The 25,219-nt window shown below is 69.1% G+C and carries 26 protein-coding genes; 13 read left to right on the top strand and 13 right to left on the bottom strand.

From position 1 onward, the window contains the following. Positions 1–16 precede the first annotated feature (16 nt). Positions 17–991: a class 1b ribonucleoside-diphosphate reductase subunit beta gene (gene nrdF / locus A5681_RS12695; RefSeq protein WP_197498588.1), complete on the top strand. Its 975-nt coding sequence runs from the start codon at positions 17–19 to the stop codon at positions 989–991. Between the two features lie 605 nt (positions 992–1,596). Here nrdF and A5681_RS12690 read toward each other — a convergent pair. Continuing rightward, positions 1,597–2,172, bottom strand: a complete 576-nt coding sequence (locus tag A5681_RS12690; protein WP_067274677.1) for a restriction endonuclease — start codon at positions 2,170–2,172, stop codon at positions 1,597–1,599. A 154-nt stretch (positions 2,173–2,326) separates the two neighbouring features. On the opposite strand from A5681_RS12690, the gene A5681_RS12685 reads away from it, so the two are divergent. Further along, positions 2,327–2,764 carry a DUF3349 domain-containing protein gene (locus A5681_RS12685; protein ID WP_067274772.1) on the top strand — a complete coding sequence of 146 codons (438 nt, stop codon included), beginning with the start codon at positions 2,327–2,329 and terminating at the stop codon, positions 2,762–2,764. On the opposite strand, the gene A5681_RS12680 is transcribed toward A5681_RS12685, so the two are convergent. Continuing rightward, positions 2,759–3,799 (bottom strand): NAD(P)-dependent alcohol dehydrogenase, encoded by a 1,041-nt coding sequence (locus A5681_RS12680; RefSeq protein ID WP_067274675.1) that lies wholly within the window; start codon positions 3,797–3,799, stop codon positions 2,759–2,761. The genes A5681_RS12685 and A5681_RS12680 overlap by 6 nt on opposite strands. 79 nt (positions 3,800–3,878) lie before the next feature. Beyond that, positions 3,879–4,973: an iron-siderophore ABC transporter substrate-binding protein gene (locus A5681_RS12675; RefSeq protein ID WP_419866321.1), complete on the bottom strand. Its 1,095-nt coding sequence runs from the start codon at positions 4,971–4,973 to the stop codon at positions 3,879–3,881. Positions 4,974–5,159: 186 nt separating this feature from the next. On the opposite strand from A5681_RS12675, the gene ctaD reads away from it, so the two are divergent. From ctaD to A5681_RS12635, 8 genes are all read left to right on the top strand, one after another. Continuing rightward, positions 5,160–6,920, top strand: a complete 1,761-nt coding sequence (ctaD, locus tag A5681_RS12670) for a cytochrome c oxidase subunit I (protein WP_067274769.1) — start codon at positions 5,160–5,162, stop codon at positions 6,918–6,920. A gap of 15 nt (positions 6,921–6,935) precedes the next feature. After that, positions 6,936–8,174 (top strand): phosphoserine phosphatase SerB, encoded by a 1,239-nt coding sequence (serB, locus tag A5681_RS12665; protein ID WP_067274670.1) that lies wholly within the window; start codon positions 6,936–6,938, stop codon positions 8,172–8,174. A gap of 155 nt (positions 8,175–8,329) precedes the next feature. Next, the gene (locus A5681_RS12660) at positions 8,330–9,193 is read left to right on the top strand and encodes an ABC transporter ATP-binding protein (protein ID WP_082968339.1); all 864 of its coding nucleotides are present in this window, start codon (positions 8,330–8,332) and stop codon (positions 9,191–9,193) included. Further along, positions 9,190–10,023, top strand: coding sequence for an NUDIX hydrolase (locus A5681_RS12655; protein WP_067274664.1), 834 nt, complete (start codon positions 9,190–9,192; stop codon positions 10,021–10,023). The genes A5681_RS12660 and A5681_RS12655 overlap by 4 nt, the downstream gene beginning before the upstream one ends. Then, positions 10,020–10,784, top strand: coding sequence for an enoyl-CoA hydratase (locus tag A5681_RS12650; RefSeq protein WP_067274765.1), 765 nt, complete (start codon positions 10,020–10,022; stop codon positions 10,782–10,784). The genes A5681_RS12655 and A5681_RS12650 overlap by 4 nt, the downstream gene beginning before the upstream one ends. Positions 10,785–10,794: 10 nt before the next feature. After that, positions 10,795–11,769: a class I SAM-dependent methyltransferase gene (locus A5681_RS12645; protein WP_067274661.1), complete on the top strand. Its 975-nt coding sequence runs from the start codon at positions 10,795–10,797 to the stop codon at positions 11,767–11,769. Next, positions 11,670–12,968: a THUMP-like domain-containing protein gene (locus tag A5681_RS12640; protein WP_231996301.1), complete on the top strand. Its 1,299-nt coding sequence runs from the start codon at positions 11,670–11,672 to the stop codon at positions 12,966–12,968. Before A5681_RS12645 ends, A5681_RS12640 begins: the two co-directional genes overlap by 100 nt. Positions 12,969–13,039: 71 nt before the next feature. Then, the gene (locus tag A5681_RS12635) at positions 13,040–13,723 is read left to right on the top strand and encodes an esterase (RefSeq protein WP_067274657.1); all 684 of its coding nucleotides are present in this window, start codon (positions 13,040–13,042) and stop codon (positions 13,721–13,723) included. A gap of 171 nt (positions 13,724–13,894) precedes the next feature. Here the strand turns inward: A5681_RS12635 and A5681_RS12630 are convergent, their stop codons facing one another. Both A5681_RS12630 and A5681_RS12625 read right to left on the bottom strand, forming a co-directional pair. Beyond that, a complete protein-coding gene (locus tag A5681_RS12630; RefSeq protein ID WP_067274655.1) occupies positions 13,895–14,284 on the bottom strand; it encodes a DUF6264 family protein in 390 nt (129 codons plus the stop codon). Positions 14,285–14,302: 18 nt separating this feature from the next. Then, on the bottom strand, positions 14,303–15,661 hold the full coding sequence (locus tag A5681_RS12625) for a PQQ-binding-like beta-propeller repeat protein (RefSeq protein WP_419866320.1): 1,359 nt from the start codon (positions 15,659–15,661) through the stop codon (positions 14,303–14,305). 102 nt (positions 15,662–15,763) lie between these two features. Here A5681_RS12625 and A5681_RS12620 point away from each other — a divergent pair, with 102 nt between their 5' ends. Next, entirely contained in the window at positions 15,764–16,501 is a 738-nt protein-coding gene (locus A5681_RS12620) for an acyltransferase (protein WP_067274653.1), read from the top strand. A 10-nt stretch (positions 16,502–16,511) separates the two neighbouring features. On the opposite strand, the gene A5681_RS12615 is transcribed toward A5681_RS12620, so the two are convergent. The 4 genes from A5681_RS12615 to A5681_RS12600 all read right to left on the bottom strand — a co-directional run bounded on the left by A5681_RS12615 (position 16,512) and on the right by A5681_RS12600 (position 21,102). Further along, positions 16,512–17,063, bottom strand: coding sequence for a DUF4333 domain-containing protein (locus tag A5681_RS12615; RefSeq protein WP_067274650.1), 552 nt, complete (start codon positions 17,061–17,063; stop codon positions 16,512–16,514). Positions 17,064–17,182: 119 nt separating this feature from the next. Then, positions 17,183–18,511 carry a cryptochrome/photolyase family protein gene (locus A5681_RS12610; protein ID WP_067274646.1) on the bottom strand — a complete coding sequence of 443 codons (1,329 nt, stop codon included), beginning with the start codon at positions 18,509–18,511 and terminating at the stop codon, positions 17,183–17,185. Positions 18,512–18,526: 15 nt separating this feature from the next. Then, complete coding sequence (locus A5681_RS12605) at positions 18,527–19,006, bottom strand: TspO/MBR family protein (RefSeq protein ID WP_067274644.1); 480 nt, start codon at positions 19,004–19,006, stop codon at positions 18,527–18,529. Continuing rightward, a complete protein-coding gene (locus A5681_RS12600; protein WP_067274643.1) occupies positions 19,003–21,102 on the bottom strand; it encodes an MMPL family transporter in 2,100 nt (699 codons plus the stop codon). Before A5681_RS12600 ends, A5681_RS12605 begins: the two co-directional genes overlap by 4 nt. Before the next feature lie 158 nt (positions 21,103–21,260). Between A5681_RS12600 and fni the strand changes: the two genes are divergently transcribed. Then, positions 21,261–22,286, top strand: coding sequence for a type 2 isopentenyl-diphosphate Delta-isomerase (fni, locus tag A5681_RS12595; protein WP_197498590.1), 1,026 nt, complete (start codon positions 21,261–21,263; stop codon positions 22,284–22,286). 11 nt (positions 22,287–22,297) lie between these two features. Continuing rightward, a complete protein-coding gene (locus A5681_RS12590) occupies positions 22,298–23,548 on the top strand; it encodes a glycosyltransferase (protein ID WP_067274641.1) in 1,251 nt (416 codons plus the stop codon). On the opposite strand, the gene A5681_RS12585 is transcribed toward A5681_RS12590, so the two are convergent. The 4 genes from A5681_RS12585 to A5681_RS12570 form a co-directional block, all read right to left on the bottom strand. Beyond that, the gene (locus tag A5681_RS12585; RefSeq protein ID WP_067274640.1) at positions 23,545–24,126 is read right to left on the bottom strand and encodes a MarR family winged helix-turn-helix transcriptional regulator; all 582 of its coding nucleotides are present in this window, start codon (positions 24,124–24,126) and stop codon (positions 23,545–23,547) included. The genes A5681_RS12590 and A5681_RS12585 overlap by 4 nt on opposite strands. 144 nt (positions 24,127–24,270) lie before the next feature. Then, positions 24,271–24,603, bottom strand: a complete 333-nt coding sequence (locus tag A5681_RS12580; protein ID WP_067274637.1) for a DUF3140 domain-containing protein — start codon at positions 24,601–24,603, stop codon at positions 24,271–24,273. 3 nt (positions 24,604–24,606) lie between these two features. Further along, positions 24,607–24,822, bottom strand: a complete 216-nt coding sequence (locus A5681_RS12575) for a DUF2945 domain-containing protein (RefSeq protein WP_067274634.1) — start codon at positions 24,820–24,822, stop codon at positions 24,607–24,609. Positions 24,823–24,834: 12 nt separating this feature from the next. Next, positions 24,835–25,219: DUF2867 domain-containing protein (locus A5681_RS12570; RefSeq protein ID WP_156737954.1), on the bottom strand; the 385-nt coding region annotated here is incomplete at its 5' end.

Genomic DNA, 25,219 nt, shown 5'->3' with positions numbered 1-25,219 from the left:
GTGAAGTGGGGTTCTGGTGACCGAAAACATGAAGCTGATTGACCGCGTTTCGGCGATCAACTGGAACCGGCTGCAGGACGAGAAGGACGCCGAGGTGTGGGACCGGCTGACCGGAAACTTCTGGCTGCCGGAGAAGGTGCCGGTGTCCAACGACCTGCCGTCGTGGGCGACGCTGACGGCCGGCGAGAAGCAGTTGACCATGCGGGTCTTCACCGGGCTGACGCTGCTGGACACCATCCAGGGCACCGTCGGCGCGGTGAGCCTCATCCCCGATGCGCTGACCCCGCACGAGGAGGCCGTCTACACCAACATCGCCTTCATGGAGTCGGTGCACGCCCGCAGCTACAGCAACATCTTCTCTACGCTGTGCTCGACCGCCGAGATCGACGACGCGTTCCGCTGGTCGGAGGAGAACCCCAACCTGCAGCGCAAGGCCGAGATCGTCATGCAGTACTACAAGGGAGACGAGCCGCTCAAGCGCAAGGTGGCCTCCACGCTGCTGGAAAGCTTCCTGTTCTACTCCGGCTTTTATCTGCCGATGTACTGGTCGAGCCGGGCCAAGCTGACCAACACCGCCGACATGATCCGGCTGATCATCCGCGACGAGGCCGTGCACGGCTACTACATCGGCTACAAGTACCAGCGTGGGCTGGCGCTGGTCGACGAGGCCAAGCGCGCCGAGCTCAAGGACTACACCTACGAGTTGTTGTTCGAGCTCTACGACAACGAGGTCGAGTACACCCAGGACCTCTACGACCAGGTCGGGCTGACCGAGGACGTCAAGAAGTTCCTGCGCTACAACGCCAATAAGGCGCTGATGAACCTGGGCTACGAGGCGCTGTTCCCGCGGGACGAGACCGACGTGAACCCGGCGATCCTGTCGGCGCTGTCGCCCAACGCCGATGAGAACCACGACTTCTTCTCCGGCTCCGGCTCGTCGTACGTGATCGGCAAGGCCGTCGTCACCGAAGACGAGGACTGGGACTTCTAAGGCCCCCAGTCGCCTCCGGCTTTAGGACGGCGGAGGTGGCGCGACGGGTCGGCACACATTAGCGCCGGGGTCCCACCAGTTGCCGGGGCCGCAATCCGGGGGCGGTGTGCCCAACGGCTGGCAGGCATTGGTCCCCGGGTTCCACCAGTTGCCGGGGCCGCAATCGGGTGGCGGTGTCCCTAACGGTTGGCAGGCATTGGCTCCCGGGTTCCACCAGTTGCCGGGGCCGCAATCGGGTGGCGGTGTCCCTAATGGTTGGCAGGCGTTGGCTCCCGGGTTCCACCAGTTGCCGGGGCCGCAATCGGGGGGTTGAGCCGAAGCCGTCCCCGCAGACACCGCTGCCACGTAGGTCATGGGCGCTATTGCCATCATGACGACGCCCGCCATGCGGCGCATAAGCATGCTCATCGAAGGACCTCCCATCAGGAAACCTGCAGATCTAGAAGATTGACCTTGACCTCGAGCTTTAAACGGTCGACTCGCCTTGGGCTCCGCCGTCGCGGAAAGGGCATCGGCACACCTACAGGCTTTGAGTCAGGTCCCCGATTAAGAGAATCGGGCCGGCCGCACCGTCGGGGGGGAGGGACTGGGGCCGGCCCGATCTACTATTCAGACACCGGCTGCGCGGATTTTCTTCCCGGCGAGCTCTTAGCGCTGCCCGCCGGTGGCGGCACCCAGGCCTGCAGGACCTTGCGGCCGATCAACTGGCAGCCGTGGGTGTGTGCCAAAAGCTTTGCGGCCCTGGTGAATTCCTGATTACTCACCACGATGCTCCTGGCGCACCCGTGGTGGCGTGCGCCGGAGACCACCTGCTGGACGGCCGCGACACCCACCGATTTGCCGTAGCGCTTGCACTGGACCGCGACGCAGTGGCCGTCCTGCTCGGCGATCAGGTCGACGCCATAGTCGCCGACCGGCGGGGTGAACGTCACCCGCCAGCCTGCCCGGCGCAGGCGTGCGGCCACATAGCCCTCGAACTCGACCCCATCCATGGCGTCGATCGCCCGCATGGAGGCGTCGGCGCGCCCGCCACGCGGCCATCGGCGCTTGGTCGACCAGCCGACCAGCACCTCGAGCAGCAGCATCAGGTAGAACGCCTGAAACCCCATTCCCGGGCTGTGTTCGGCGACGCCGACGAACAGTCCGCAGGCAAGCGGGATCACGACGAGTGCGGTGAGCACGCCTCGATCGTAGGGAGGGGCGACGACAAAGTGGTCTTTAACCGCAAGCGCCGGGCCCGACGCGCAGGTGTTCGGGCCATGAACGGCCAGTGAATAGTGGGGATCCAGGGACGGCTCGCTAGCGCGGGTGCTGCCACTGCCCGACACTGTTCTGGTGACGAAACCCGCCTCCGCTGAGAAGGATCACCGCCACCACTTCTGCCGTTCCGTCATTCGGTGGCTGCAGGTCGGCTACCCGAACGGCGTGCCCGGCCCGGACCGCGTGCCGTTGATGGCCCTGCTCCGCAGCACGCCGCTGACCGAAGACCAAATTCGGGAGGTGGTGCGCAACATCACCGCCAAGGAAGGGTCACCCGAGACGATCGATCACCCGATCGATCGCGACGAGATCGCCGAATTCATCTCGGACATGACGCAGTTCGACGCCGGCAAGGAGAACGTCATCCGGGTGGCCGCGACGCTGGCCGCGGCCGGATGGCCGCTGGCCGGCATCGACGTCAGCGAGGTCGTCCCCGACGACGAGCACGCCGAGGCGGCCGAGGTCATCGCCCGTGACTGCGCACCCGACGCGCCGTCCGAGGTCGCGTCATAGCTTCGAGATGTCGATGACGAAGCGGTAGCGCACGTCGCTTGCCAGGACGCGCTCGTAGGCCTCGTTGATGTAATCCGGCTCGATCAGCTCGATTTCGGGCGTCACGTCGTGCTCGGCGCAGAAGTCCAGCATCTCCTGGGTTTCGGCGATCCCGCCGATGTTCGACCCGGACAGGCTGCGGCGCGCCAACGCGAGAGCGAACGCCGGCACCTCCATGGGGTGCTCGGGGATGCCGAGTTCGACGAGCGTGCCGTCGACTTTGAGCAGCTTCAGGTAGTCGGCCAAGTTCAGGTTGGCCGAGACGGTGTTGAGGATCAGGTCGAAGCTGCCGCGCAATTTGCGGAACGTCTCGCGGTCGGAGGTGGCGTAATACTCGCTGGCGCCCAGGCGCAGCCCGTCCTCCATCTTCTTCAGCGACTGCGACAGCACGGTCACGTGGGCGCCCATCGCGGCACCCAGTTTGACGCCCATGTGGCCCAGCCCGCCCAGGCCGATGATCGCCAGGCGGGTGCCCTCGCCGGCCTTCCAGTGCCGCAGCGGCGAGAACAGCGTGATCCCGGCGCACAGCAGCGGCGCCGCCTTGTCCAGCGGCAGGGCGTCGGGGACGCGCACGACGTAGTTCTCGTCGACGACGATCGCCTGGCTGTAGCCGCCCTGCGTCACGGTGCCGTCCCGATCGATGGCGTTGTAGGTGCCGACCATGCCCCGTTCGCAGTACTGCTCGAGCCCGGCCCGGCAGCTACTGCATTCGCGGCACGAGCCCACCATGCAGCCCACGCCGACGCGGTCGCCCACCTTGTGCTTGGTGACCTCGGGGCCGACGGCGGTCACCACGCCGGCGATCTCGTGGCCGACGACCAGCGGGTAGTGCGGCTCGCCCCACTCGCCCCTGACGGTGTGGATGTCCGAGTGGCAGATGCCGGCGAATTTGATGTCGATCGCGACGTCGTGCGGGCCCGGGTCGCGGCGGGTAATGGTGGTCTTGGTCAACGGTTCGGTTGCCGACGCGGCGGCATAGGCCGAAACAGTGCTCATTGATATCCCTCTTCGATGTCGATGCGTCCTGAAGAAGTTTAGCTAAGGTAATGTTCTGCGGCCACCTGGCGGGCGGCCGCTAGTTGATCGGGGCGTTCACCAGCCGCAGGTCGTCGACGATGCCCCGGGCGGCGACCAGGCCCTCGCCGGTCTGCCAGACCTCGTCGTTGACGACGTAGACGCGGTTGTCGTGGTTGGCGGAAAGCTTGCGCCAGGGGTTGCTGTCCAGCACGGTGGCGGCGCGCTGGGCGGCCGCCGGTGACGCACACGACACGTAGATGACGTCGGCGTCGGCCGCGGACAGGTCCGGGTTCTTGGCGAGGTCGCCGTCGGTGGCGCCGATCTCGATGTAGGGCTTGTCGGTGAACCGCTGGGCCGCGGGCCGGTCCACCCCGACCGCGCCCAGGACGCTGGCCGGGAAGTTGTTGGTGCCGTAGACGCGGATCTTATCGGTGGTCAGCTGCACGATGGACGCCTGGAAATGGGATGCGTCATGCCGGGCGCCGATGTCGCTCGCCCGCTGCGAAAAGCCATTGAGCAGCGCGTCGGCCGCAGCGCCGCGCGACGTCGCGGCGCCCACGCCGCGCAGGTTCTCCTGCCACGCGGCGCCGGGCGCCGCGGTGAACACCGTCGGCGCGATCCCGGCGAGCTGGGGATACAGCTTGGGAGTCAGCCCCTGTGACCCCAGGATGAGGTCGGGGTGTTTCGCCGCGATCCCGGCGAGGTCCGGGTTGCTGCGGGTGCCGACGCCGGGGATCGGATGCACGGCATTGCCCAGGTAGGCGGGCTGGCTCGCGGATCCGTCCGGCAGGGCGGCGGCCACCACCCGCGACTGCAGGCCCAGGGCGCACAGGGCGTCGAGCTGGTCGCCGGACAGCACCACGATGCGCTGCGGCTCCGCGGGAACCTCCACGACGTCCGGTGTCACGCCGGCCGCGTTGTGGGCCTGCCGCGTCTTCGGTCCTGGGTCGGCCGCCGCGGCATCCCGCGCGCACGAATCGTCCGGTCGCCGGTCGTTGCCGAGCACCCCGGCGCCCGCGATCTGGGTGGTGGGGGTGACCAGGGCGGGGGTCGTCGCCGAGGTGGCGGGCTTGCCGGATCCGCAGCCGCTGCAGGTGACGGCGACGGCCGCCGCCAGCGCGGCGACCGCGCGCAGGAAAGCGGTTCTGATCATGCCGAAAAGCACGCGTCAGACGCTAACACCCGCGCGCCCCGCGTCCGGCACGCCGAAACGACACGCCGCACCGCCGAGCCGTTTACGACAGTTTGTAGGACCAGCCCTGACGTCGCCATGATCGGCGGTTAAGATTCGTGTCAGCTCTGTTTTTTGGGCCCCTGTCCTAACTGTTTGGAGAAGCTGTTGACAGCCGAAGCGCCCCCCTTGGGAGAACTCGAGGCCGTTCGCCCGTACCCGGACCGGACCGGTCCCAAAGGGAACCTCGTCTACAAACTGATCACGACCACCGATCACAAGATGATCGGCATCATGTACACGGTCACCTGCTTCGTCTTCTTCTTCATCGGCGGACTGATGGCCCTGCTGATGCGCACCGAGCTGGCCGCGCCGGGACTGCAATTCCTGTCCAACGAGCAGTACAACCAGCTGTTCACCATGCACGGCACGATCATGCTGCTGCTGTACGCGACGCCGGTCGTGTTCGGGTTCGCCAACCTGGTGCTGCCGCTGCAGATCGGCGCTCCCGACGTGGCGTTCCCGCGACTGAATGCGTTCTCGTTCTGGCTGTTCCTCTTCGGCGGCCTGACCGCGTCGGCCGGCTTCATCGTCCCCGGTGGCGCGGCCGACTTCGGCTGGACGGCGTACACGCCGCTCTCCGACGCCGTCCACTCTCCGGGCGCCGGCGGGGACCTGTGGATCACCGGCCTGATCGTCGCCGGTCTGGGCACCATCCTGGGTGCGGTCAACATGATCACCACCGTGGTGTGCATGCGCGCGCCCGGCATGACGATGTTCCGGATGCCGATCTTCACCTGGAACATCCTGGTGACGTCGATCCTGATCCTGATCGCGTTCCCGATCCTGACCGCCGCGCTGTTCGGCCTGGCCGCCGATCGGCATCTAGGAGCGCACGTCTATGACGCCGCAAACGGCGGGGTCCTGCTGTGGCAGCACCTGTTCTGGTTCTTCGGCCATCCCGAGGTGTACATCATCGCGCTGCCGTTCTTCGGGATCATCACCGAGATCATCCCGGTGTTCTCCCGCAAGCCCGTCTTCGGTTACACCACTTTGGTTTACGCGACGCTGTCCATCGCCGCGCTCTCCGTCGCGGTGTGGGCGCACCACATGTTCGCCACCGGAGCCGTTCTGCTGCCGTTCTTTTCGTTCATGACGTATCTGATCGCGGTGCCGACCGGTATCAAGTTCTTCAACTGGATCGGCACGATGTGGAAGGGCCAGATCACCTTCGAGACACCGATGCTGTTCTCGGTGGGCTTCCTGGTGACCTTCCTGCTGGGCGGTCTGACCGGCGTGATGCTGGCCAGCCCGCCGCTGGACTTCCACGTCACCGACACCTACTTTGTGGTCGCGCACTTCCACTACGTGCTGTTCGGCACGATCGTGTTCGCCACCTTCGCCGGTGTCTACTTCTGGTTCCCCAAGATGACCGGCCGGCTGCTCGACGAGCGGCTGGGCAAGCTGCACTTCTGGTTGACGTTCATCGGCTTCCACACCACCTTCCTGGTGCAGCACTGGCTGGGTGACATGGGCATGCCGCGCCGCTACGCCGACTACCTGCCCTCGGACGGCTTCCAGCCGTACAACATCGCCTCGACCGTTGGTGCGTTCATCCTGGGCGCGTCGATGTTCCCGTTCGTCTGGAACGTGTTCAAGAGCTGGCGCTACGGCGAGGTCGTGACCGTCGACGACCCTTGGGGTTACGGCAACTCCCTGGAGTGGGCGACCAGCTGCCCGCCGCCGCGGCACAACTTCACCGAGCTGCCCCGAATCCGTTCGGAGCGCCCGGCTTTCGAGCTGCACTACCCGCACATGGTGGAGCGGCTGCGCGCCGAGGCGCACGTGGGACGGCACGCCACGGCGCTGGAATCGCCGAAGGGATTCGGGCCGCGCACCGAACCCGATCGCTCGACTCCTGACCAGTAGCGGCGGTAGCCGCAGGTGAATTCACCACCGAAGGTGTCGGTGCTGATCACCGTCACCGGAGTGGACCAACCGGGCGTCACGTCGGCCCTGTTCGAGGCGCTCTCCCGGCACGGCGTCGAGTTGCTCAACGTCGAACAGGTGGTGATTCGGCACCGCCTGACCCTGGGCGTGCTGGTGTGCTGTCCCGCCGACGTCGCCGACGGCCCCGCCCTGCGGCATGACGTCGAATCGGCCATCCGCGGGGTGGGCCTCGACGTCAGCATCGAGCGCAGCGATGACGTGCCGATCATCCGCGATCCCTCGACCCACACCATCTTCGTGCTGGGCCGGCCCATCACCGCCGGCGCGTTCGGGGCGGTGGCCCGGGCGGTGGCCGGCCTGGGGGTCAACATCGACCTCATCCGCGGTGTCTCCGACTACCCGGTGACCGGGCTCGAGCTGCGGGTGTCGGTGCCGCCGGGATCCGACGCCGCGCTGCGGACGGCGCTGAACCAGGTGTCGGCCGAGGAGCGGGTGGATGTGGCGGTCGAGGACTACACGCTGGAGCGGCGGGCCAAACGGCTGATCGTGTTCGACGTGGACTCGACGCTGGTGCAGGGCGAGGTCATCGAGATGCTGGCCGCCCGCGCGGGCGCCGAGGGCAAGGTCGCCGCCATCACCGAGGCGGCCATGCGGGGCGAGCTGGACTTCGCGCAGTCGCTCGAACAGCGGGTGGCAACGCTGGCGGGCCTGCCCGCCAGCGTGATCGACGAGGTCGCCGAGCAGCTGGAGTTGATGCCCGGCGCGCGGACCACGCTGCGGACGTTGCGCCGCTTGGGTTTTCACTGCGGTGTGGTCTCCGGTGGCTTCCGGGGGATCATCGAGCCGTTGGCCGAGGAGCTGATGCTGGACTACGTCGCGGCCAACGAGCTGGAGATCGTCGACGGCAAACTCACCGGGCGGGTCGTCGGGCCGATCGTCGACCGCGCCGGCAAGGCCACGGCGTTGCGGGACTTCGCGGAGCGGGCCGGGGTGCCGATGGCGCAGACCGTCGCCGTCGGTGATGGCGCCAACGACATCGACATGCTGGCCGCGGCCGGGCTGGGCGTGGCGTTCAACGCCAAGCCCGCGCTGCGCGAGGTGGCCGACGCCTCGCTGAGCCACCCCTACCTGGACACGGTGCTGTTTCTGCTGGGCGTCACGCGCGGCGAGATCGAGGCCGCCGACGCGGTGACCGGCGAGGTCCGCCGGGTGGAGATCCCGCCGGACGCGTAGCGAGCACTCGCCGTCGCGCTGGGTGTGCGCTCAGGGCGGCGACACGCCGAGGGGGGCCGCCATGGCGTCACGGTCAACGCCGACGTTTCACGCCCGAGTGGGCCCGCAACCCGCGACGGGCGGGAATTGGGGGCTTGTGCGTTGCCTCGCAAGGGATACGGCACGATGGGCGGGTGCCCGCCGACCAAACGAACGAGGCAGCCGACCCCGACCTGCTGATCGACTTCAGGAACGTGTCGCTGCGCCGCGGCGGTAACACGCTTGTCGGGCCGTTGGATTGGGCGGTCGAGCTCGACGAGCGCTGGGTGATCGTCGGTCCGAACGGGGCCGGCAAGACGTCGCTGCTGCGGATCGCAGCGGCGGCCGAGCACCCGTCGTCGGGGATCGCCTTCGTGCTCGGCGAGCGGCTGGGCCGGGTGGACGTGTCGGAGCTGCGGTCCCGGATCGGCCTGAGCTCGTCGGCCCTGGCGCAGCGGGTACCCACCGACGAGGTGGTGCGCGACCTGGTCGTCTCGGCCGGCTACGCGGTGCTGGGCCGGTGGCGCGAGCGCTACGAGGACGTCGACTACCGCCGGGCCGTCGACATGCTGGAGAGCCTGGGCGCCGAGCACCTCGCGGACCGTGCCTACGGAACGCTGTCGGAAGGCGAGCGCAAGCGGGTGTTGATCGCGCGCGCGCTGATGACCGATCCCGAACTGCTGCTGCTCGACGAACCCGCCGCCGGGCTGGACCTGGGTGGCCGTGAGGAGCTGGTGGCGCGGCTGGCCGACCTGGCCGCCGACCCCGACGCCCCGGCGCTGGTGCTGGTCACCCACCACGTCGAGGAGATACCGCCCGGCTTCAGCCACTGCATGCTGCTGTCCGAGGGCAAGGTGGTCGCCGCCGGATTGCTGACCGACGTGCTCACCGCGGAGAACCTGTCCACCGCCTTCGGCCAGTCGATCGCGCTCGACGTCGTCGACGGCCGCTATTTCGCCCGCCGCGTCCGCACCCGCGCAGCCCACCGGAGGCAGCTATGACGTCACCGACCGAAGAGGCCCCGCTCGTTCCGAGGCCGGCGGCGACCGTGATGCTGATCCGCGACGACCCCGACGGCATCGCAGTCTTTCTGATGCGCCGGCACGCCAAGATGGAGTTCGCCGCGGGCACGATGGTGTTCCCCGGCGGCGGCGTGGACGATCGTGACCGCAACGCCGACTTGGGTGGGATCGGGGCCTGGGCCGGCCCGCCGCCGCAGTGGTGGGCGGAGCGCTTCGGCATCGAGCCCGACCTGGCCGAGGCGCTGGTGTGCGCCGCGGCCCGGGAGACGTTCGAAGAATCCGGTGTGCTGTTCGCGGGGCCGGCCGGCGACCCGGACGGGATCGTGGGCGACGCGTCGGTGTACGCCGACGCCCGCCGCGCGCTGGCCGACGGCACCCTGTCGTTCGCGGATTTCCTGCGCCGAGAAAACCTCGAGTTGCGCGCGGACCTGCTGAGGCCGTGGGCCAACTGGGTGACCCCCGAAGCCGAGCGCACCCGCCGCTATGACACCTATTTCTTCGTCGGGGCCCTGCCGGCGGGGCAGCGGGCCGACGGCGAGAACACCGAATCGGATCGCGCCGGCTGGACGACGCCCCAGGCCGCCATCGACGACTTCTCCGCCGGGCGCTGCTTCCTGCTGCCGCCGACCTGGACCCAGCTGGATTCGCTGGCCGGGCGGACCGTCGCCGACGTGCTGGCCGTCGAGCGGCAGATCGTGCCCGTGCAGCCGCACCTGGAGATCCAGGGCGAGAACTGGGTGTTCGAGTTCTTCGACTCCGACCGTTACCACCAGGCACGCGAGGCCGGCGGGATGGGGTGGCGGCATTGAGCGAGTTCGTCAGCACCGTGGTCAGCGACGGCACGCGGGACGCCGGCCTGGCCATGCTGCTGCTGTCACGGCCGCCGACGAACGCGATGACGCGGCAGGTCTACCGCGAGATCGTGGCCGCCGCGGGCGAGCTGGGGGAGCGTGACGACGTGGCCGCGGTCATCCTGTTCGGTGGCCACGAGATCTTTTCGGCCGGCGACGACATGCCCGAGTTGCGGACGCTCAGCGCGCCGGAGGCCGAGACCGCGGCCCGGGCGCGGCAGCGGGCCATCGCCGCGGTGGCGGCCATCCCCAAGCCGACCGTGGCCGCGATCACCGGCTACGCGCTGGGCGCCGGGCTCACGCTGGCGCTGGCCGCCGACTGGCGCGTCAGCGGCGACAACGTCAAGTTCGGCGCCACCGAGATCCTGGCCGGCCTGATCCCCGGCGGCGACGGCATGGCCCGCCTGACCCGCGCGGCCGGGGCGAGCAGGGCCAAGGAGCTGGTGTTCAGCGGCCGGTTCTTCGACGCCGAGGAGGCGCTGACGCTGGGGCTGATCGACGAGATGGTGGCCCCCGACGACGTCTACGACGCCGCCGCCGGGTGGGCCCGCCGCTTTCTCGACGGTCCGCGAGACGCCCTGGCCGCCGCGAAGGCGGGCATCAACGACGTGTTCGAGCTGGGTCCCTCCGAGCGGGACGTCGCCGAGCGGCGCCGGTACGTCGACGTGTTCGCCGCTGGTCAGACCGGTGACGACGACGCCGAACCCGGCGCCCGTTAGGCTGCCCTGCATGACGACGAGTTCGACCGATGCCGTTCCCAACCCGCACGCCACCGCCGAAGAGGTGGAAGCGGCCCGGCACGACAGCAAGCTGGCCCAGGTGCTCTACCACGACTGGGAGGCCGAGTCCTACGACGAGAAGTGGTCGATCTCCTACGACCAGCGCTGCGTGGACTACGCCCGGGACTGCTTCGACGCCATCGTTCCCGCCGAGGTGCAGCGCGAGCTGCCCTATGACCGTGCCCTCGAATTGGGCTGCGGCACCGGCTTTTTCCTACTCAACCTGATCCAGTCCGGGGTGGCCCGGCGTGGATCGGTCACCGACCTGTCGCCCGGGATGGTCAAGGTGGCCACCCGCAACGGGCAATCCCTCGGGCTGGACATCGACGGCAGGGTCGCCGACGCCGAGGGAATCCCTTACGAGGACAACACTTTTGACCTGGTCGTCGGGCACGCCGTGCTGCACCACATCCCCGACGTCGAGTTGGCGCTGCGGGAGGTCGTCCGGGTGCTGCGCCCGGGCGGGCGGTTCGTGTTCGCCGGCGAGCCGACCACCGTCGGGGACACCTATGCCCGCACGTTGTCGACCCTGACCTGGCGCGTGGCGACCAACGTCACCAAGCTGCCGGGCCTGGACGGCTGGCGGCGGCCGCAGGCCGAACTCGACGAATCCTCCCGCGCCGCGGCGCTCGAGGCGGTCGTCGACCTGCACACCTTTGAGCCGGGCGACCTGGAGCGGATGGCGGGCAACGCCGGTGCGGCCGAAGTGCAGACGGCCACAGTGGAATTCACCGCCGCCATGCTGGGGTGGCCGCTGCGCACGTTCGAATGCGCGGTGCCGCCCGGACGGCTCGGCTGGGGCTGGGCGAAGTTCGCGTTCAACAGCTGGAAGACGCTGAGCTGGCTGGATGCGAACGTCTTGCGGCACGTGGCGCCGAAGGGCTGGTTCTACAACGTGATGATCACCGGGGTCAAGCCCTCCTGAGTGACGGCCTCGCCTTCACCGCTGAGGACGTCCGGTACCTGCGGTCGGAATCCGGTGCCGCCGCGCTGGGGGCGGTCGGCGAGCTCGAGCTGACCGACGCGACCCTGGTCGCCGATGTCGCGGCGGCGCGCGCGCGATTCGGGGACCGGGCGGCGGTGTTGGTGGAGACGGTGTTGCTGCGCCGGCGCGCCGCCGAGAAACTGGGCGGCCTGGACACCGAAATCCCCGTGTCGAACTGGCTATTCACTGACGAGGCGCTGCAGCAAGCCACCGCGGCGCCGGTGGCGCTGCACCGCGCCGGGCGGCTCGCAGAGGCCGGAGCCGAGGTCCACGACGTCACCTGCTCGATCGGCACCGAGCTGGCCGCGCTGCGCTGCGCGGGGGTGCGGGCGGTCGGCAGCGACCTCGATGCCGTGCGGTTGGCGATGGCCCGGCACAACCTCGGGGAGTCCGCTGTGCTCTGCCGCGCCGACGCCCTGGCTCCGGTGACTCGCGACGCCGCGGTGCTCGCGGACCCCGCGCGGCGCCTCGGCGGGCGGCGCCGCTTCCGCCTCGACGACTACCGGCCGGCGCTGGGCGCCCTGATCGACACCTACCGAGACCGCGACCTCGTCGTAAAATGCTCTCCCGGAATCGATTTCGATGACCTGGGTCGACTGGGTTTTTACGGCGAGATCGAGGTGACGTCCTACCGCGGCGCGGTGCGCGAAGCATGCCTCTGGTCGCCCGGACTGACCCAGCGCGGCGTCCGACGCCGCGCCAGCGTCCTCGATCGCGGCGAGCAGGTCACCGACGCCGACCCGGACGACTGCCCCGTGCGGCCGGCCGGGCGATGGATCATCGACCCCGACGGCGCGGTGGTCCGGGCCGGGCTGGTGCGCCACTACGGCGCGCGGCACCGGCTGTGGCAACTCGACCCCGACATCGCCTACCTGTCGGGGGACGAGCTGCCGGCGGCGGTCCGGGGGTTCGAGGTGCTCGAGCAGCTGGCGTTCGACGAGCGGCGGCTGCGCCAGGCCCTCTCGGCGCTGGACTGCGGGACGCTGGAAATCCTGGTTCGCGGCGTGCGGGTGGACCCCGACGCGTTGCGGCGACGGATGCGGCCGCGCGGCACCCGGCCCCTGTCGGTGGTCATCACCCGCATCGGCTCGAAGGCCGCCGCACGTGCGGCGGCCTTCGTCTGCCGGCCGTCACGGTAGCGCCGGGTAGGCTGGTGCGATCGCTCTGCCAGGCGCCCAGCCCCCGCCTAACCTGCAAGGACAATAGAAGAATGCGTTATCTGATAGCGGCCGTGGTGCTCGCATCGGCGGCCCTGTTGGGTTGGCCGGCGGCCGCAGCCCCACCGTCGTGTGCCAGCTTGGGCGGCACCACCGAGGACGGCCAGATGTGTCGCCTGCGCGCCACCGGCCCCACCTACACGCTGAACATGGTGTTTCCCGCCGACTACCCCGACGAGCAAGCGCTGGCCGACACCATCACGCAGAACCGGGACGGCTTCGTCAACGTCGCCCAGAGTTCGGGGTCGCGGGACCAGCCCTACCAATTGGAGGCCACCACCGAGCAACACAGCTCGGGTCAGCCGCCGCACAACACCCGCAGCGTGGTGCTGAAGTTCTTCCAGGACCTCGGCGGGGCGCATCCCTCGATCTGGTACAAGGCCTTTAACTACAACCTCGGGACGAAGCAGCCCATTACCTTCGACAATCTGTTCGCGCCGGGCACGACGCCGCTGGACAGCATCTTCCCGATCGTGCAGCGCGACCTGGAACGCCAAACCCCATTGGGCGCAGCCATTTTGCCGTCGACCGGGCACGATCCGACCCATTACCAGAACTTCGCCATCACCGACGACGAGCTGATCTTCTATTTCGCGCCCGGCGAGATATTGCCGGCGTTCGCCGGGCCGGTCCAGGCCCAGGTGCCCCGCAACGCCATCCCGCCGCTGGCCCTCTAAGTGGCGATCGCAAGCGCGGCGTAGCCGGGCGAAGCGGGTCGCCACCATCGGGTCTAAGTGGCGATCGCAAGCGCGGCGTAGCCGGGCGAAGCGGGTCGCCACCACCGGGTCTAAGTGGCGATCGCAAGCGCGGCGTAGCCGGGCGAAGCGGGTCGCCACCATGATTGCCGCCTAGACGGGGCCGGCCTGAAACTCCATCGCGACGGCGCCGGCGGCCAGCGCGGCCTGCGCCAGACAACCGATGATCGGGACAAAGAAGGCGGTCCGGCGCCGGGCGAGGCGGCGGAGCGCGACGAACAGCGCGGCGAAGAAGATGACGCCGCCACCGCCGATGCCCAGCACCATGGCGCGATCGATCCACGCCGGGTCGCCACACTTCTGGTAGCCGCACGGGTCGGTGGCCATGACATAGACGCTGAGCAGGCCTATCGTTGCCGCGACCAAGAAAGCCTGGACGCCAAGCAGCAGCACGGTCGCGAGGCGGTCCGCCGTCGCGTGGCGCTGGCCCCGCTCCGAGTAGGCGTCGACCGCGGTCTGCATCTCGTCGTCGTCGGTGGACATGGGCTCAGTATGTCCCGGTCACGCCGGCGCGAAACCGTACACCTGGCCGTCGCTGGTGGCGGCCGTCACGCGGCGATCGGTGCCGACCGACACCCCGACGGGATAGCCGGTGGCGGCCGGCAGGGGGTAACTGCCCTGCGTGTGGCCGTTGCCGGGGTCGAACACCAGCAGCGACATGCCAGGTGCGCCGTTCGGGGCCGGTTCGCTGACGACGGTGTAGCCGGCACCGGCGCCGGCCAGGCTCGAGGATGACAGCGGGACGACGTCGTCGCGGCGCCACGCCTGATCCGCGTGGTCGCCCGCGTCCTTGAACGCCACCAACCGGGTGTCGGGGCCTCCGCCCGACACGATGAGGCCCCCAGGGGTGACCGCGGGCGGCGTCTGCGCCAGGAATCCCAGCGGCGCCGACCATTTCACCTTCCCGTCGGCGGCGCGCAATGCCCACAGCCGTTGGTCGCGGCCATTGACATAGACGGTCGTCCCGTCGGCGGACAGCACCGGGCTGGCGATGACGCCGGCGCCGACGGCGTCACTGGTCCACTCGCGGGACAGCAGCGGCGTCTGCCCGGGGTGGTACTTCAGCCCGACCAGCCCCGCGGCCGGGGCGCCCGGCTGCCAGACCCCCAACACCGCCATCTGACTGTTCGCCGAGAATGCGGGTGCGGCGGCCACCGGACAGCCCTGCCGGGCCGGCGCGCAATCGGCCAACCCGCGCGTCGCATCGGTGGGATCGACGCCGTCCACCAAATCCATCGGGCTGCCGACCACCGCGCCGCGGTGGGCCTCGAAAACCAGCACCTGGCCCAGGTGCGTCGCGACCAGCAGTTGACCGTGCCCGACAAACCTTGGGGTAGTGGGCATTCCGATCACCGGCTGCCGCCACCGCGTCCACTGCGTCACCGGGAAGGAGAGGAACGCGCCGGGCTGGCCGACGTAGAGGTTGTCGAACCCGTCGAAGAGGGGGCCGGCAAAGCCACCGCCCTGGAACAGCCGCACACACCAGCGTTGCCGGCCGTTGTTGTCGTTCTCCCACTCCATCAGCGAGCATCCCGCCGGGGTCTGCGCGTTGAGGGCCAGATAACCGCGCGCGCTCAGCGCCGGGCCCGCCGCCAGGCTGCCCTTGACCGAGCGTGTCCACCGCAGCGACAGCTTGGAGGCGCCGTCGGTGCCGGTGTAACCGCTGTTGGCGGCGTCGCCGTACTGCGCGGGCCACCCGGCCGAGGCGGACGCCTCCACCCAGGAGTCGGTGTTGGCGCACCCGCCAAGCCCGACCGTGATCCCGGCCGCCAGCAGCGCGGATGACCAACGCCGAAGGCCACGCGGGAGATGTCGGTCAAGCACCTCGAATCCCAGATCCTTTTCCACGGCGTTCGGCATGAGCGGCCAGTGAGTACAGGTGAGGGTAACCCGTGGCGACCCGGCACCGGCGGATTGCCCGCCGTTCTCGGCCGCCGCCAGGGCGCGCTAGGCTGTCCGGCCATGACGAGCATGTGGGGCGCACCGATCCATCGCCGCTGGCGGGGATCGAATCTGCGGGACCCGCGCCAGGCCAAGTTCCTCACGGTGGCCTCGCTGAAATGGGTGCTGCGCAACCGCGCATACACACCGTGGTACCTGGTGCGCTATTGGCGGCTGCTGAAGTTCAAGCTGGCCAACCCGCACATCATCACCCGCGGGATGGTGTTCCTGGGCAAGGGCGTGGAGATCCATGCGACGCCCGAACTGGCGCAGCTGGAGATCGGCCGCTGGGTGCACATCGGCGACAAGAACACCATTCGTGCCCACGAAGGCTCGCTGCGGTTCGGCGACAAGGTGGTGCTGGGCCGCGACAACGTCATCAACGCCTACCTCGACATCGAGCTCGGCGACTCGGTGCTCATGGCCGACTGGTGCTACGTCTGCGACTTCGACCACCGCATGGACGACATCACCCTGCCGATCAAGGATCAGGGCATCGTGAAGTCGCCGGTGCGGATCGGGCCCGACACCTGGGTGGGTGTGAAGGTGACGGTGTTGCGCGGCACGGCCGTCGGGCGCGGCTGCGTGCTGGGGTCGCACGCGGTGGTCCGCGGAGTGATCCCGGATTACTCCATCGCCGTGGGTGCGCCGGCCAAGGTGGTCAAGAACCGGCAGCTTGCATGGGAGAGCTCGGCCGCCCAGCGGGCGGAACTGGCGGCCGCGCTCGCCGACATCGAACGCAAGAAGGCCGCTCGCTGATCGAAAGCCGCTAGGACGCCGGCTCGGGGTGGTCGTCGACCTTGAAGTCGAAGTTGACGTCGCCGGCGTCGACGTTGGTGACGGTCACCGCGATGCCGTATTTGTCGGTGCCGTCGACGAGTTGGCAGCGCAGCGTCGCGCCCTGAACGCCCTTGAGGTTGTCGGGGCAGGTCACCGCGTCCGGCTTCCTGCCCACCTGCTGGGCCAGCTTGTTGCTGATGATGCTGGCGACCTGGTTCTTGTCGACCGTCTCGACCATGTCGAACTTGACGTCCTTGCCGTCCACGCTCGTCACGGTCACGTTCACGTTGAAGGTCTGGTTCTTGACCTTCATCTCGCAATTGAGTTGCGCCCCAACCTTCGCCGGCAGGTCGTCCGGGCAGTTCACCGAATCGGGCTTGTTGCCGGCGGCGTCGGTCAACTTCGAGGTGATCTGGCCGGCGACATCGCTCTTGCTGACCGAGTGCGACGAACCGACGGAACACGAACATGCGCCCACGCCGGCCAGCAACCCCGCGGCGGCACCCGAGGCCAGCAACGTCCGAACGATGAAGGGTGTCATTTACTGCCTCCCGAGCGGCTTGACAACTGTGAATCGGCTGATGATTGCATGCCAACGAGCTCGGGGGCGGGCGATTGAGCAAACATTCACGCGCGCGACAATTCGGGCGACGGGCTCCGTCAGATGCTCTGGTAACGGCGCAGCGCCTCGGCACGCTCGGCGCCGTGGTCGACGATCGGCGCGGGATAGCCCGCCGGCCGCTCGCCCTTTCGCAGGTGCGCGTCGTCCGCGGACCGCAGCTCGGGCACCCACCGCCGGATGTAATCCCCGGACGGATCGAACTTCTCGCCCTGGGTGGTCGGGTTGAACACCCGAAAGTACGGTGCGGCGTCGGTGCCGCAGCCCGCGCACCACTGCCACCCGTGCTGGTTGTTCGCCATGTCGCCGTCGACCAGTTGATCCAGAAACCACTCGGCGCCCCACTGCCACGGCAGGTGCAGGTCTTTCACCAGGAAGGAGGCGACGATCATCCGCACCCGGTTGTGCATGAAGCCCGTCTCCCGCAGCTGACGCATTCCCGCGTCCACCATCGGGAAGCCGGTCTCGCCGGCTTTCCAGGACTCGTAGCGGCGTTTCGCTTCGGCGCCGGTGTCGGTGCGGATGCCGTCGAACTGACGGTTCCAGTTGCGCCAGGCGCTGGCCGGCCAATGATGCAGCACATCGGCGTAAAAATCGCGAAATGCCAACTCGCGCAGGTACGCCTGCGCCCCGGCGTCACGAAGGTCAAGTCCGGCGACCAGGGTGCGGGGGTGAATGCTGCCGAACTTCAGGTGTGCCGACATGCGGCTGGTGCCGTGCAGGTCGGGGCGGTTCCGCTCGTCGGCGTATCGCTGTAAACCGTTGTCCACAAACAACTTCCACTGTTTGCGTGCAGCCGCCTCGCCCGCATCGATGTCGAGCGTGGCGCCGGGATCGGGAATCTCCACCCGGTCAATCCGCAGCCCCGCCGGATCGAGCCAGCGCGCCGACCCGGCGCCCGATTTCGCCGGCGACCGCCATCCGGATTCGCGCCACTGACGCAGGAACGGTGTGAAGACCTGGTAGGGCGAGCCGTCCTTCTTGGCGACGCGGCCCGGCGAGACCAGGTACGGCGAACCCGTGGCCACCAGGGGGACGGAACCCAATGCCGCTCGGACCTTTTCGTCGCGGCGCTTACCGTACGGCGCGAAATCTTCGGAGATGTGCACCGCCGACGCGGCGATCTCCTTGGCAATGCGCGGGATCACCTGGTCGGGCCGCCCGCGGGTCACCAGTAGCCGGCCGTCCAGGTCGTCACGCAAGCGCCGCAGCGAGTCGCCGAGAAACTGGAGCCGACGGCGGCCGGACGAGGCCTCGAGCGTCGCATCCAGCACGAAGCAGGCGAGCACATCCCCGTCGTGGGCCGCGGCATTGAGCGCCGGATGGTCGCCCAACCGCAGGTCGCGCCGGAACCACAAGAGCGTCGGCATGATTCGACGGATTCCTCAGCGATTCAATCGCCAAACGTGGGTGGCCAGGACGGTCGCGAACGAACACCACAGCGGGTACGCCGACAGGGCCAGTCCGGCCCGCGGGTCGGCCTGGGCGGCCCGCCGCGCGAGGTCGACGCTGCTGGCCGTCAGCACGGCGGCGCCGGCCGCCGACGCGCCGAGTTTGTGCAGACCGAAGAACAGCCAGCTCCATCCGGCGTTGAGCACGAGGTTCACCCCGAGCGCAGCGGCGTAGCGGCGCGCCTCGTCCTCCCGTCCCGCGGCCCGAAACCGGTCGATGGCCACCGCCGACGTGACCGCGATGTCGCCGTAGAGCGAGGTCCAGGCCACCGGAAAGGCGCTGTTGGGGGGTTGGTACGGCGGTTTGCGCAGCCGCGCAAACCAGGCGGGTGCGGCCTTGGCGTTGGCGACGCTGCCGGTCACCGCGGCGGCGGCGACAGCGAGGCTGGTCGCGGCGAGGGTTGACCTGTTCACGGGATGCTCCGTTCTGGTTGGTTTTGTGCCTGTGCTGCAACGGCTTTGACGTGCCTCGGCGCCGAGGGCCACCAGATGCGGTCGCCGAGGAGGGCGAACAGCGCGGGGATGACCAGGGTGCGGACCACGAAGGTGTCCAGCAGGATGCCCAACCCGACGATGATGCCCAGTTGGGTCAGCACGATCAACGGCAGCACGCCGAGCACACAGAAGACGGCGGCCAAAACGATTCCCGCGCTGGTGATGACGCCGCCGGTGGCCGACACCGCGGCGACCATGCCGGCGCGCGCGCCGCTCTCCGCGGACTCTTCGCGGGCGCGCGTGACCAGAAAGATGGTGTAGTCCACGCCGAGCGCGGCCAGGAACAGGAAGGCGAACAGCGGGGTGCTGTTGTCCAGCGCCGGGAAGCCGAAGACGTGGCTGCTGGCCCAGCCGCCCATGCCGAGCGCGGCCAGCGCCCCCAGGATCGTCGCCGCCAGCAGGGTGGGAGGGGCCAGCGCGGACCGCAGCAGGACGTACAACACGAGCAGGATGACCACGAGGATCGCCGGGATGAGCAGATGCCGGTCGTGGGTGGCCGCATCGCGCACGTCGAGTGCCTGCGCGTCCGCCCCACCGACCAGCGCGGACGGACTCGCCGACTTCGTCGTGTCACGCAGTGCGGCAACGATATTGAAGGCACGGTCGGAGGACGGTGGGGCATCGATCACTACCGACCATTTCATCAGGCCCGACGACGAGCGGCCCGATTCGGTCGCCGACACCACGCCGGGGGTTGCCCTGATGGCCTCCGGCACCCGCGATGCGGTGGGGGCGATGACCAGCGTGGGGTTAACCAGTCCGGCGGGAAAGTGCGCCGCCACGACGTCGTAGCCGGAGACCGAATCCGCGTGGACCCGGAACTGCTCGGTCTGCGACAAGCCGATTCGGGTGCCCAGCAGGCCGGTGGCGAGCACCGCCAGGCCCGCGATCGCGACCGCCGCGACCACCGCCGGGCGCCGGTTGACCCATTCGGCGATGCGCTGCCAGGCGCCCGAATCCGCGGTGACGGCGTCCTCGGGGCGCGGAACGAAAGGCCAGAACAATCGCCGGCCGCACAGCACCAGCAGCGGGGGAAGAATCGTCAGGGCCGACACCGCGGCGACCACCAATCCGCAGGCCCCCAGCGCGCCCAGGCTGCGCGTGCTCGGGGTCGAGGCGAACAGCAAGGTGAGCAGCGCCAGCACCACCGTGGCGTTGCTGGCGACGATCGCCGGACCTGCCATCCGCACGGCGCGGCGCAACGCATCCCGGTGCTCGGAGTGGCGCCGAAGCTCCTGCCGATACCGGGAGATCAGCAGCAGGGCGTAGTTGGTGCCCGCCCCGAAGACCAGCACGCTGGTGATCCCCGAGGTGGCGCCGTCGAAGCTCAGCCCGGTCAGGGACGCCACCGCGGTGCCCACCGCCGCCGCGACCCGGTCGGCGAACCCGACCACCAGCAGCGGCACCAGCCACAGCACGGGGGAGCGGTAGGTGGCGATCAGCAGCAGCGCCACCACCGATGCCGTCACCGCGAGCAGGGTGATGTTGGCATTGGTGAATGCGCCGGCAATGTCGGCACCGAACGCCGGGCCGCCGGTGACGTGGGCCGCCGGCTCCGCCGGCAGCCCGGTGGAGGCGGCCTTGCGCAGGTTGGCGACCGCGGCGCTCAAGTCGAGTCCCGACAGATCGGCGCCGACGGGCACGATCGCGATCGCCGCCTTGCCGTCGGCCGACACCTGGACCGGCGCCGCGCCGGTGGCCCCGCCCGCAGGGGCCGCGGCCTGCATGCGGTCCCGAGCCGCTTGGGCGGCGGCTACTTCGGCGGCATCCAGCGCGGCGCCGTCGCTGCGGCTGACCACCAGGATCAACGGGACGCGGTCTCCGCCCGGAAATTGGCGGGCCATGGTGTCGACCTTCGCCGAGTCGGACCGGGTCGGCACCGACAGCGGCGCCTGCCCCGCCGCCGCGTTTTCGCCGACCAGCGCCATGAACACGCCGCCGAGGACGACGGCGGCCAGCGCGATCAGCCACGAGCGCCGTCCCGTCACGGCCGAGGCCACCCGATTCCACACCACGATGTGAAGTCTTTCAGTGTGTTAAACATTAATCAACTGAAATTACGCACCGTTGCACATTGGCGGCACGCAACAAGGGGCACTATGGACATTATGGATGCGAGCGGGCGCGGCTTCGTCGCGCCGGGGTGCCGGCCGTGACGGCAGACCAGGCCCGGATGACGACCCGCAAACGGCGGCACATCGACGTCTGCCTCACCGAGCCGGTCAACTACGAGCATGTCACCACCGGGCTGGAGCGCTACCGGTTGCCCTACAACGCACTGACCCAGACCAGCCTCGACGACATCGACCTGTCGGCCAGATTCTTCGGCGCGGACCTGCGCTTTCCGATCCTGATCGGCGCGATGACCGGCGGCGCCGAGTTGTCGGCGACCATCAACCGGAACTTGGCCGCCGCCGCTCAACAGCTCGGCATCGGGATGATGCTCGGCTCCCAGCGAATCATGCTGGACAGCGCGTTGGGCGAACGGGCCGCGGCCAGCTTCACCGTGCGTGACGTGGCCCCGGATGTCTTGCTGTTCGGCAACATCGGCCTGGCCCAAGTGACCAAGTCCGCCGTGCCCGATCTGGCGAAGGCCCTGGACAGGGTGGGCGCCGATGCGCTTGCGGTGCACACCAATCCGTTGCAGGAAGCGATTCAGCGCAACGGCGACACCGACTTCTCCGGCTCGTTGGGCCGGCTGCGGGACGCGGCCGACGCGATAGATTGCCCCGTGCTGCTCAAGGAGGTCGGCCACGGCATCGGCGGGGCGGCCGCCGCGGAATTGGTTGGCGCCGAAGGAGATCTGCCTGTCGCTGGAATAGACGTCGCGGGCGCCGGCGGCACCTCGTGGTCACGGGTCGAGCAATTCGTCCGCTACGGCGAGCTGCGTTATCCGCATCTCGCCGACTGGGGTATCCCGACCGCGAGGGCGATCGTGGAGGTGCGTGAGGCGCTGCCGGACATCCCGCTGGTCGCTTCCGGCGGGATCCGCACCGGTATGGACGCGGCGAAGGCGATAGCGTTGGGCGCCGACGTCGTGGCGGTGGCTCGGCCCCTGCTTCCGGCCGCGATCGATTCCGCTGCGGCCGTGGTCGATTGGCTGCAACCGTTCATCGATGAACTTCGCGTCTGCCTACACGGCTGCGGCGCCGCAAGCCTGTCCGGCCTGCGCGCCGTCGACCTGACTGCCGACCCATAGCCGCGCGCGACATGGCGGTGATACTGGCCTACGGGTCGCCGGCCCTGGGGCACCTGTTGCCCGCCGGCGCGCTGCTCGCCGAGCTCGCGGGCCGCGGTCACGAGGTGCACGCGCGCACCATGGCGGGTGGCGTCGCGACGATGCGCGCGGTCGGCATCCACGCCGAACCGGTCGACCCGGCGATCGAGTCCATCGTCGGTGAGGACTGGCGCGCCCGAAACGCGTTGGGGGTGCTGAAGTTAACCATCGACGTGCTGTGCCGGCGCGCGGCACTCGAAATCGATGATCTACGACGCGCGGTGTCCGCCGTCCGGCCGGACGCGATCATCGTGGACGCGAACTGCTGGGGGGCGATGTCGGCCGCGGAGGCAGGCGATACGCCGTGGCTGGTGTTCTCGCCGTTCACGCCCTACCTACGGTCCCGCGGGGTGCCGCCGTTCGGTCCCGGGATGCGCCCGCTGCCGGGTATCCTCGGTGAACTGCGCGACGCCTCGGTCCGCCCGATCGTCCGGCATCTGTTCGACCGGCCAATGGTGCCGCGCATCAACGCGATTCGTGCCCAGCTTGGGGTATCGCCGGTCGTGTCGGTCGACGACTTCGTGCGGCGCGCGCCGCTGTTGCTCGCCGTCGGCGGCGAGCCCTTCGAATATCCCCATCCGGGATGGGCCGGTTTGGTCCACCACATCGGCGCCTGCGTATTCGAACCCACGCATGCGTCCACACCCGACTGGGTCGAAAAGATCAACAGACCGGTGGTGCTGGTGAACACGTCGTCGATCAGGCAGCCAGACGCCGCCCTCGGACGAATCGCGTTGCGGGCGCTGGCCGACGAGCCCGTCCACGTGGTGGCGACGTTTCCGGCCGGTATCCCGCCGGACCTGCCGAGGCCGGCCAACGCGACCGTCTGTCGCTTCGTCCCGCACGCGGCCCTGTTGCAACGAGCCAGCTGCGCGATCACGCACGGCGGGATGGGCACGACGCTGAAGGCCCTCGACCGCGGCGTGCCGGTCTGCGTCGTGCCGTTCGCGCGCGACCAGGCGGAAGTCGCCCGGCGCGTGGAGGTCGCTCGCTGCGGCACCCGCCTGGCGGCCAAAAACCTCACGCCCGCACGGTTGAGGGCGAAGGTGCGCGCGGCGATGACGATGACCGAGGGCGCCCGTCGGGTGGCCGCCGGATTCGCCGCGACGGGCGGAGTGCGGCGCGGGGCAGAGCTGATCGAGCAGCAAGTGCTTGGCTCCGCGGCCCGGCGGCCAGTGTCCTAGCCGGGTTGATCGCCGGTGTGCACCGCGCGCCGGCGGCCCCTGGTGGTCGCGCGCTTTCCGTCCGTCTGCGGCGGTGTGGGGTCCGGCGTGGCGAGTTGCGTTTCGAAGGTGGACATCGCCGCCATCATCGCCTGAAAAACCCGGTGGGCCGCCGTCAAGTCACGGTCGGAGATGTCGGCGAGGGCCTCGTGCAGATGCGCGCCGAGCGGGGTGAAGAACGAGCGGGCCAGGGCCATGCCCGACTCCTCGTAGCGCAGCAGCGTCTTGCGCCGGTCGTCGGGATCCGGCTCGCGCCGGAGGTGGCCCGAGTCGATCATCCGGTCCACCAAGTACGTGATGGCGGCGGGCGACACGTCCAGGCGCTGGCGCAACTGCGCCGGCGTCAGCGGCGTTCCGGCGGTCTCGGCGACCATGATGTGCAACAAGGCGTGTAAGTCGGTGCCACCGACGTCGTTCTGGCGGGCGAAGTGTCGGCCTATGCGATCCGATTGCGCTGTCAGTGCGCGCATGTCGGCCGACATCAACTTCTCGAGTTCGGCTCGATCCAATCGCCGGTCTGCGGCGCCGCGCTTGGTCACTTAACGGTGTCCTTCTTGCGAGATTCGCCGACCAGCGTATCGGCGACCGCCACACGCGGCCCGCGAACCCCGATAAGTGTCCCGCATTCGCACCGAATTAGCCCGCGAAACACGCGAACGCCGAGCGCACCGCGCGTCGACGCTTCAGGACTTCGTCGGGTCGTGACCCCAGTTCATCAGCGAGTACCGCCAGGCGCTCTGCTGGATGCTCCCGTGGGGGCGTTGGGCCAGGTGGCGCTTGGCGTAACCGACGACCTTGCGCATGTGCGCGTAGTCGTCGGACCCGAGCTCGCTCCGTTTGGTCTTGAGTATCGCGACAATGCGGCGCCCACTGGCGTGCCCGGTCGACTCGTCGCCGCCCCGCTTTTGTCCCACGCTCCGCGACTCATCAGTGGCAAGCCATTTCTCCAGCTCGCCCGCGGTCATGTTGACCGTCTGCTTGAAGCGATCCCAGGTGGCTTCGTCGTCGTCGGCCATCGGTCAGTCCGCTCGGCGTAGCGCGCTCGGCTTGTGCACCGCGTCAGCGCCGGTCTTGTCGCTGCGAACCTGGTATTGAGGCTCGTTCTTGGATGCCCGCACGGTGCGCCCGGCGGCCTCGGTGTCGGAGGTGATTTCGGCTTCCACCGTCCCACGGACGGTGCTGCCGTGGCTCTTCCACTCGACCTTGTCGCCCTTGTGAAATTCCTTGTCACTCATGTCGCTCTCCCTTCAGCAATGCGACGGTGCCGCCTCTCGGATCACGCCGCCACGGGCGGTGCCCGTGACGTCGCGCGCGATGCCGCCGAACACCACATCGCGATACGGTGCCGACGCGCTCCAAAAAAGTTGCCCCGCAAGCCCATAGGGCTGAAACAGCGCCCGTTGCCGGTACCGGGAGCCGCCATTGTCGTCAGCGCTCGCCGACAGCTCCAGCCACAGCCGCCCGGGCAGGGGGATATCGGCGCGCAACCGGAGCAGCCGGGGCGTGTCGATGCGCTCCACCCGCCACCAGTCCAGCGCCTCGCCTTCGTGCAACTCCTGCCCGTCGCGCGGCCGGCGTCGCGGCCGCACGGCCCCGAGCGCGCCGTTGACCCAACCGCGCAGTGGCCATTCC

Origin of the sequence: Mycobacterium scrofulaceum (assembly GCF_001667885.1) — a bacterium.
GTDB lineage: Bacteria > Actinomycetota > Actinomycetes > Mycobacteriales > Mycobacteriaceae > Mycobacterium > Mycobacterium scrofulaceum_C.
This window is presented reverse-complemented; position numbering and strand designations above follow the sequence as displayed.

Coding starts and splice junctions, on each gene's coding strand:
- A5681_RS12680 (WP_067274675.1), bottom strand. CDS start 3,799: ATGAGCACTGTTTCGGCCTATGCCGCCGCGTCGGCAACCGAACCGTTG.
- A5681_RS12675 (WP_419866321.1), bottom strand. CDS start 4,973: ATGATCAGAACCGCTTTCCTGCGCGCGGTCGCCGCGCTGGCGGCGGCC.
- A5681_RS12655 (WP_067274664.1), top strand. CDS start 9,190: ATGACGTCACCGACCGAAGAGGCCCCGCTCGTTCCGAGGCCGGCGGCG.
- A5681_RS12645 (WP_067274661.1), top strand. CDS start 10,795: ATGACGACGAGTTCGACCGATGCCGTTCCCAACCCGCACGCCACCGCC.
- A5681_RS12635 (WP_067274657.1), top strand. CDS start 13,040: ATGCGTTATCTGATAGCGGCCGTGGTGCTCGCATCGGCGGCCCTGTTG.
- A5681_RS12630 (WP_067274655.1), bottom strand. CDS start 14,284: ATGTCCACCGACGACGACGAGATGCAGACCGCGGTCGACGCCTACTCG.
- A5681_RS12625 (WP_419866320.1), bottom strand. CDS start 15,661: ATGCCGAACGCCGTGGAAAAGGATCTGGGATTCGAGGTGCTTGACCGA.
- A5681_RS12620 (WP_067274653.1), top strand. CDS start 15,764: ATGACGAGCATGTGGGGCGCACCGATCCATCGCCGCTGGCGGGGATCG.
- A5681_RS12615 (WP_067274650.1), bottom strand. CDS start 17,063: ATGACACCCTTCATCGTTCGGACGTTGCTGGCCTCGGGTGCCGCCGCG.
- A5681_RS12610 (WP_067274646.1), bottom strand. CDS start 18,511: ATGCCGACGCTCTTGTGGTTCCGGCGCGACCTGCGGTTGGGCGACCAT.
- fni (WP_197498590.1), top strand. CDS start 21,261: ATGACGACCCGCAAACGGCGGCACATCGACGTCTGCCTCACCGAGCCG.
- A5681_RS12590 (WP_067274641.1), top strand. CDS start 22,298: ATGGCGGTGATACTGGCCTACGGGTCGCCGGCCCTGGGGCACCTGTTG.
- A5681_RS12580 (WP_067274637.1), bottom strand. CDS start 24,603: ATGGCCGACGACGACGAAGCCACCTGGGATCGCTTCAAGCAGACGGTC.
- A5681_RS12575 (WP_067274634.1), bottom strand. CDS start 24,822: ATGAGTGACAAGGAATTTCACAAGGGCGACAAGGTCGAGTGGAAGAGC.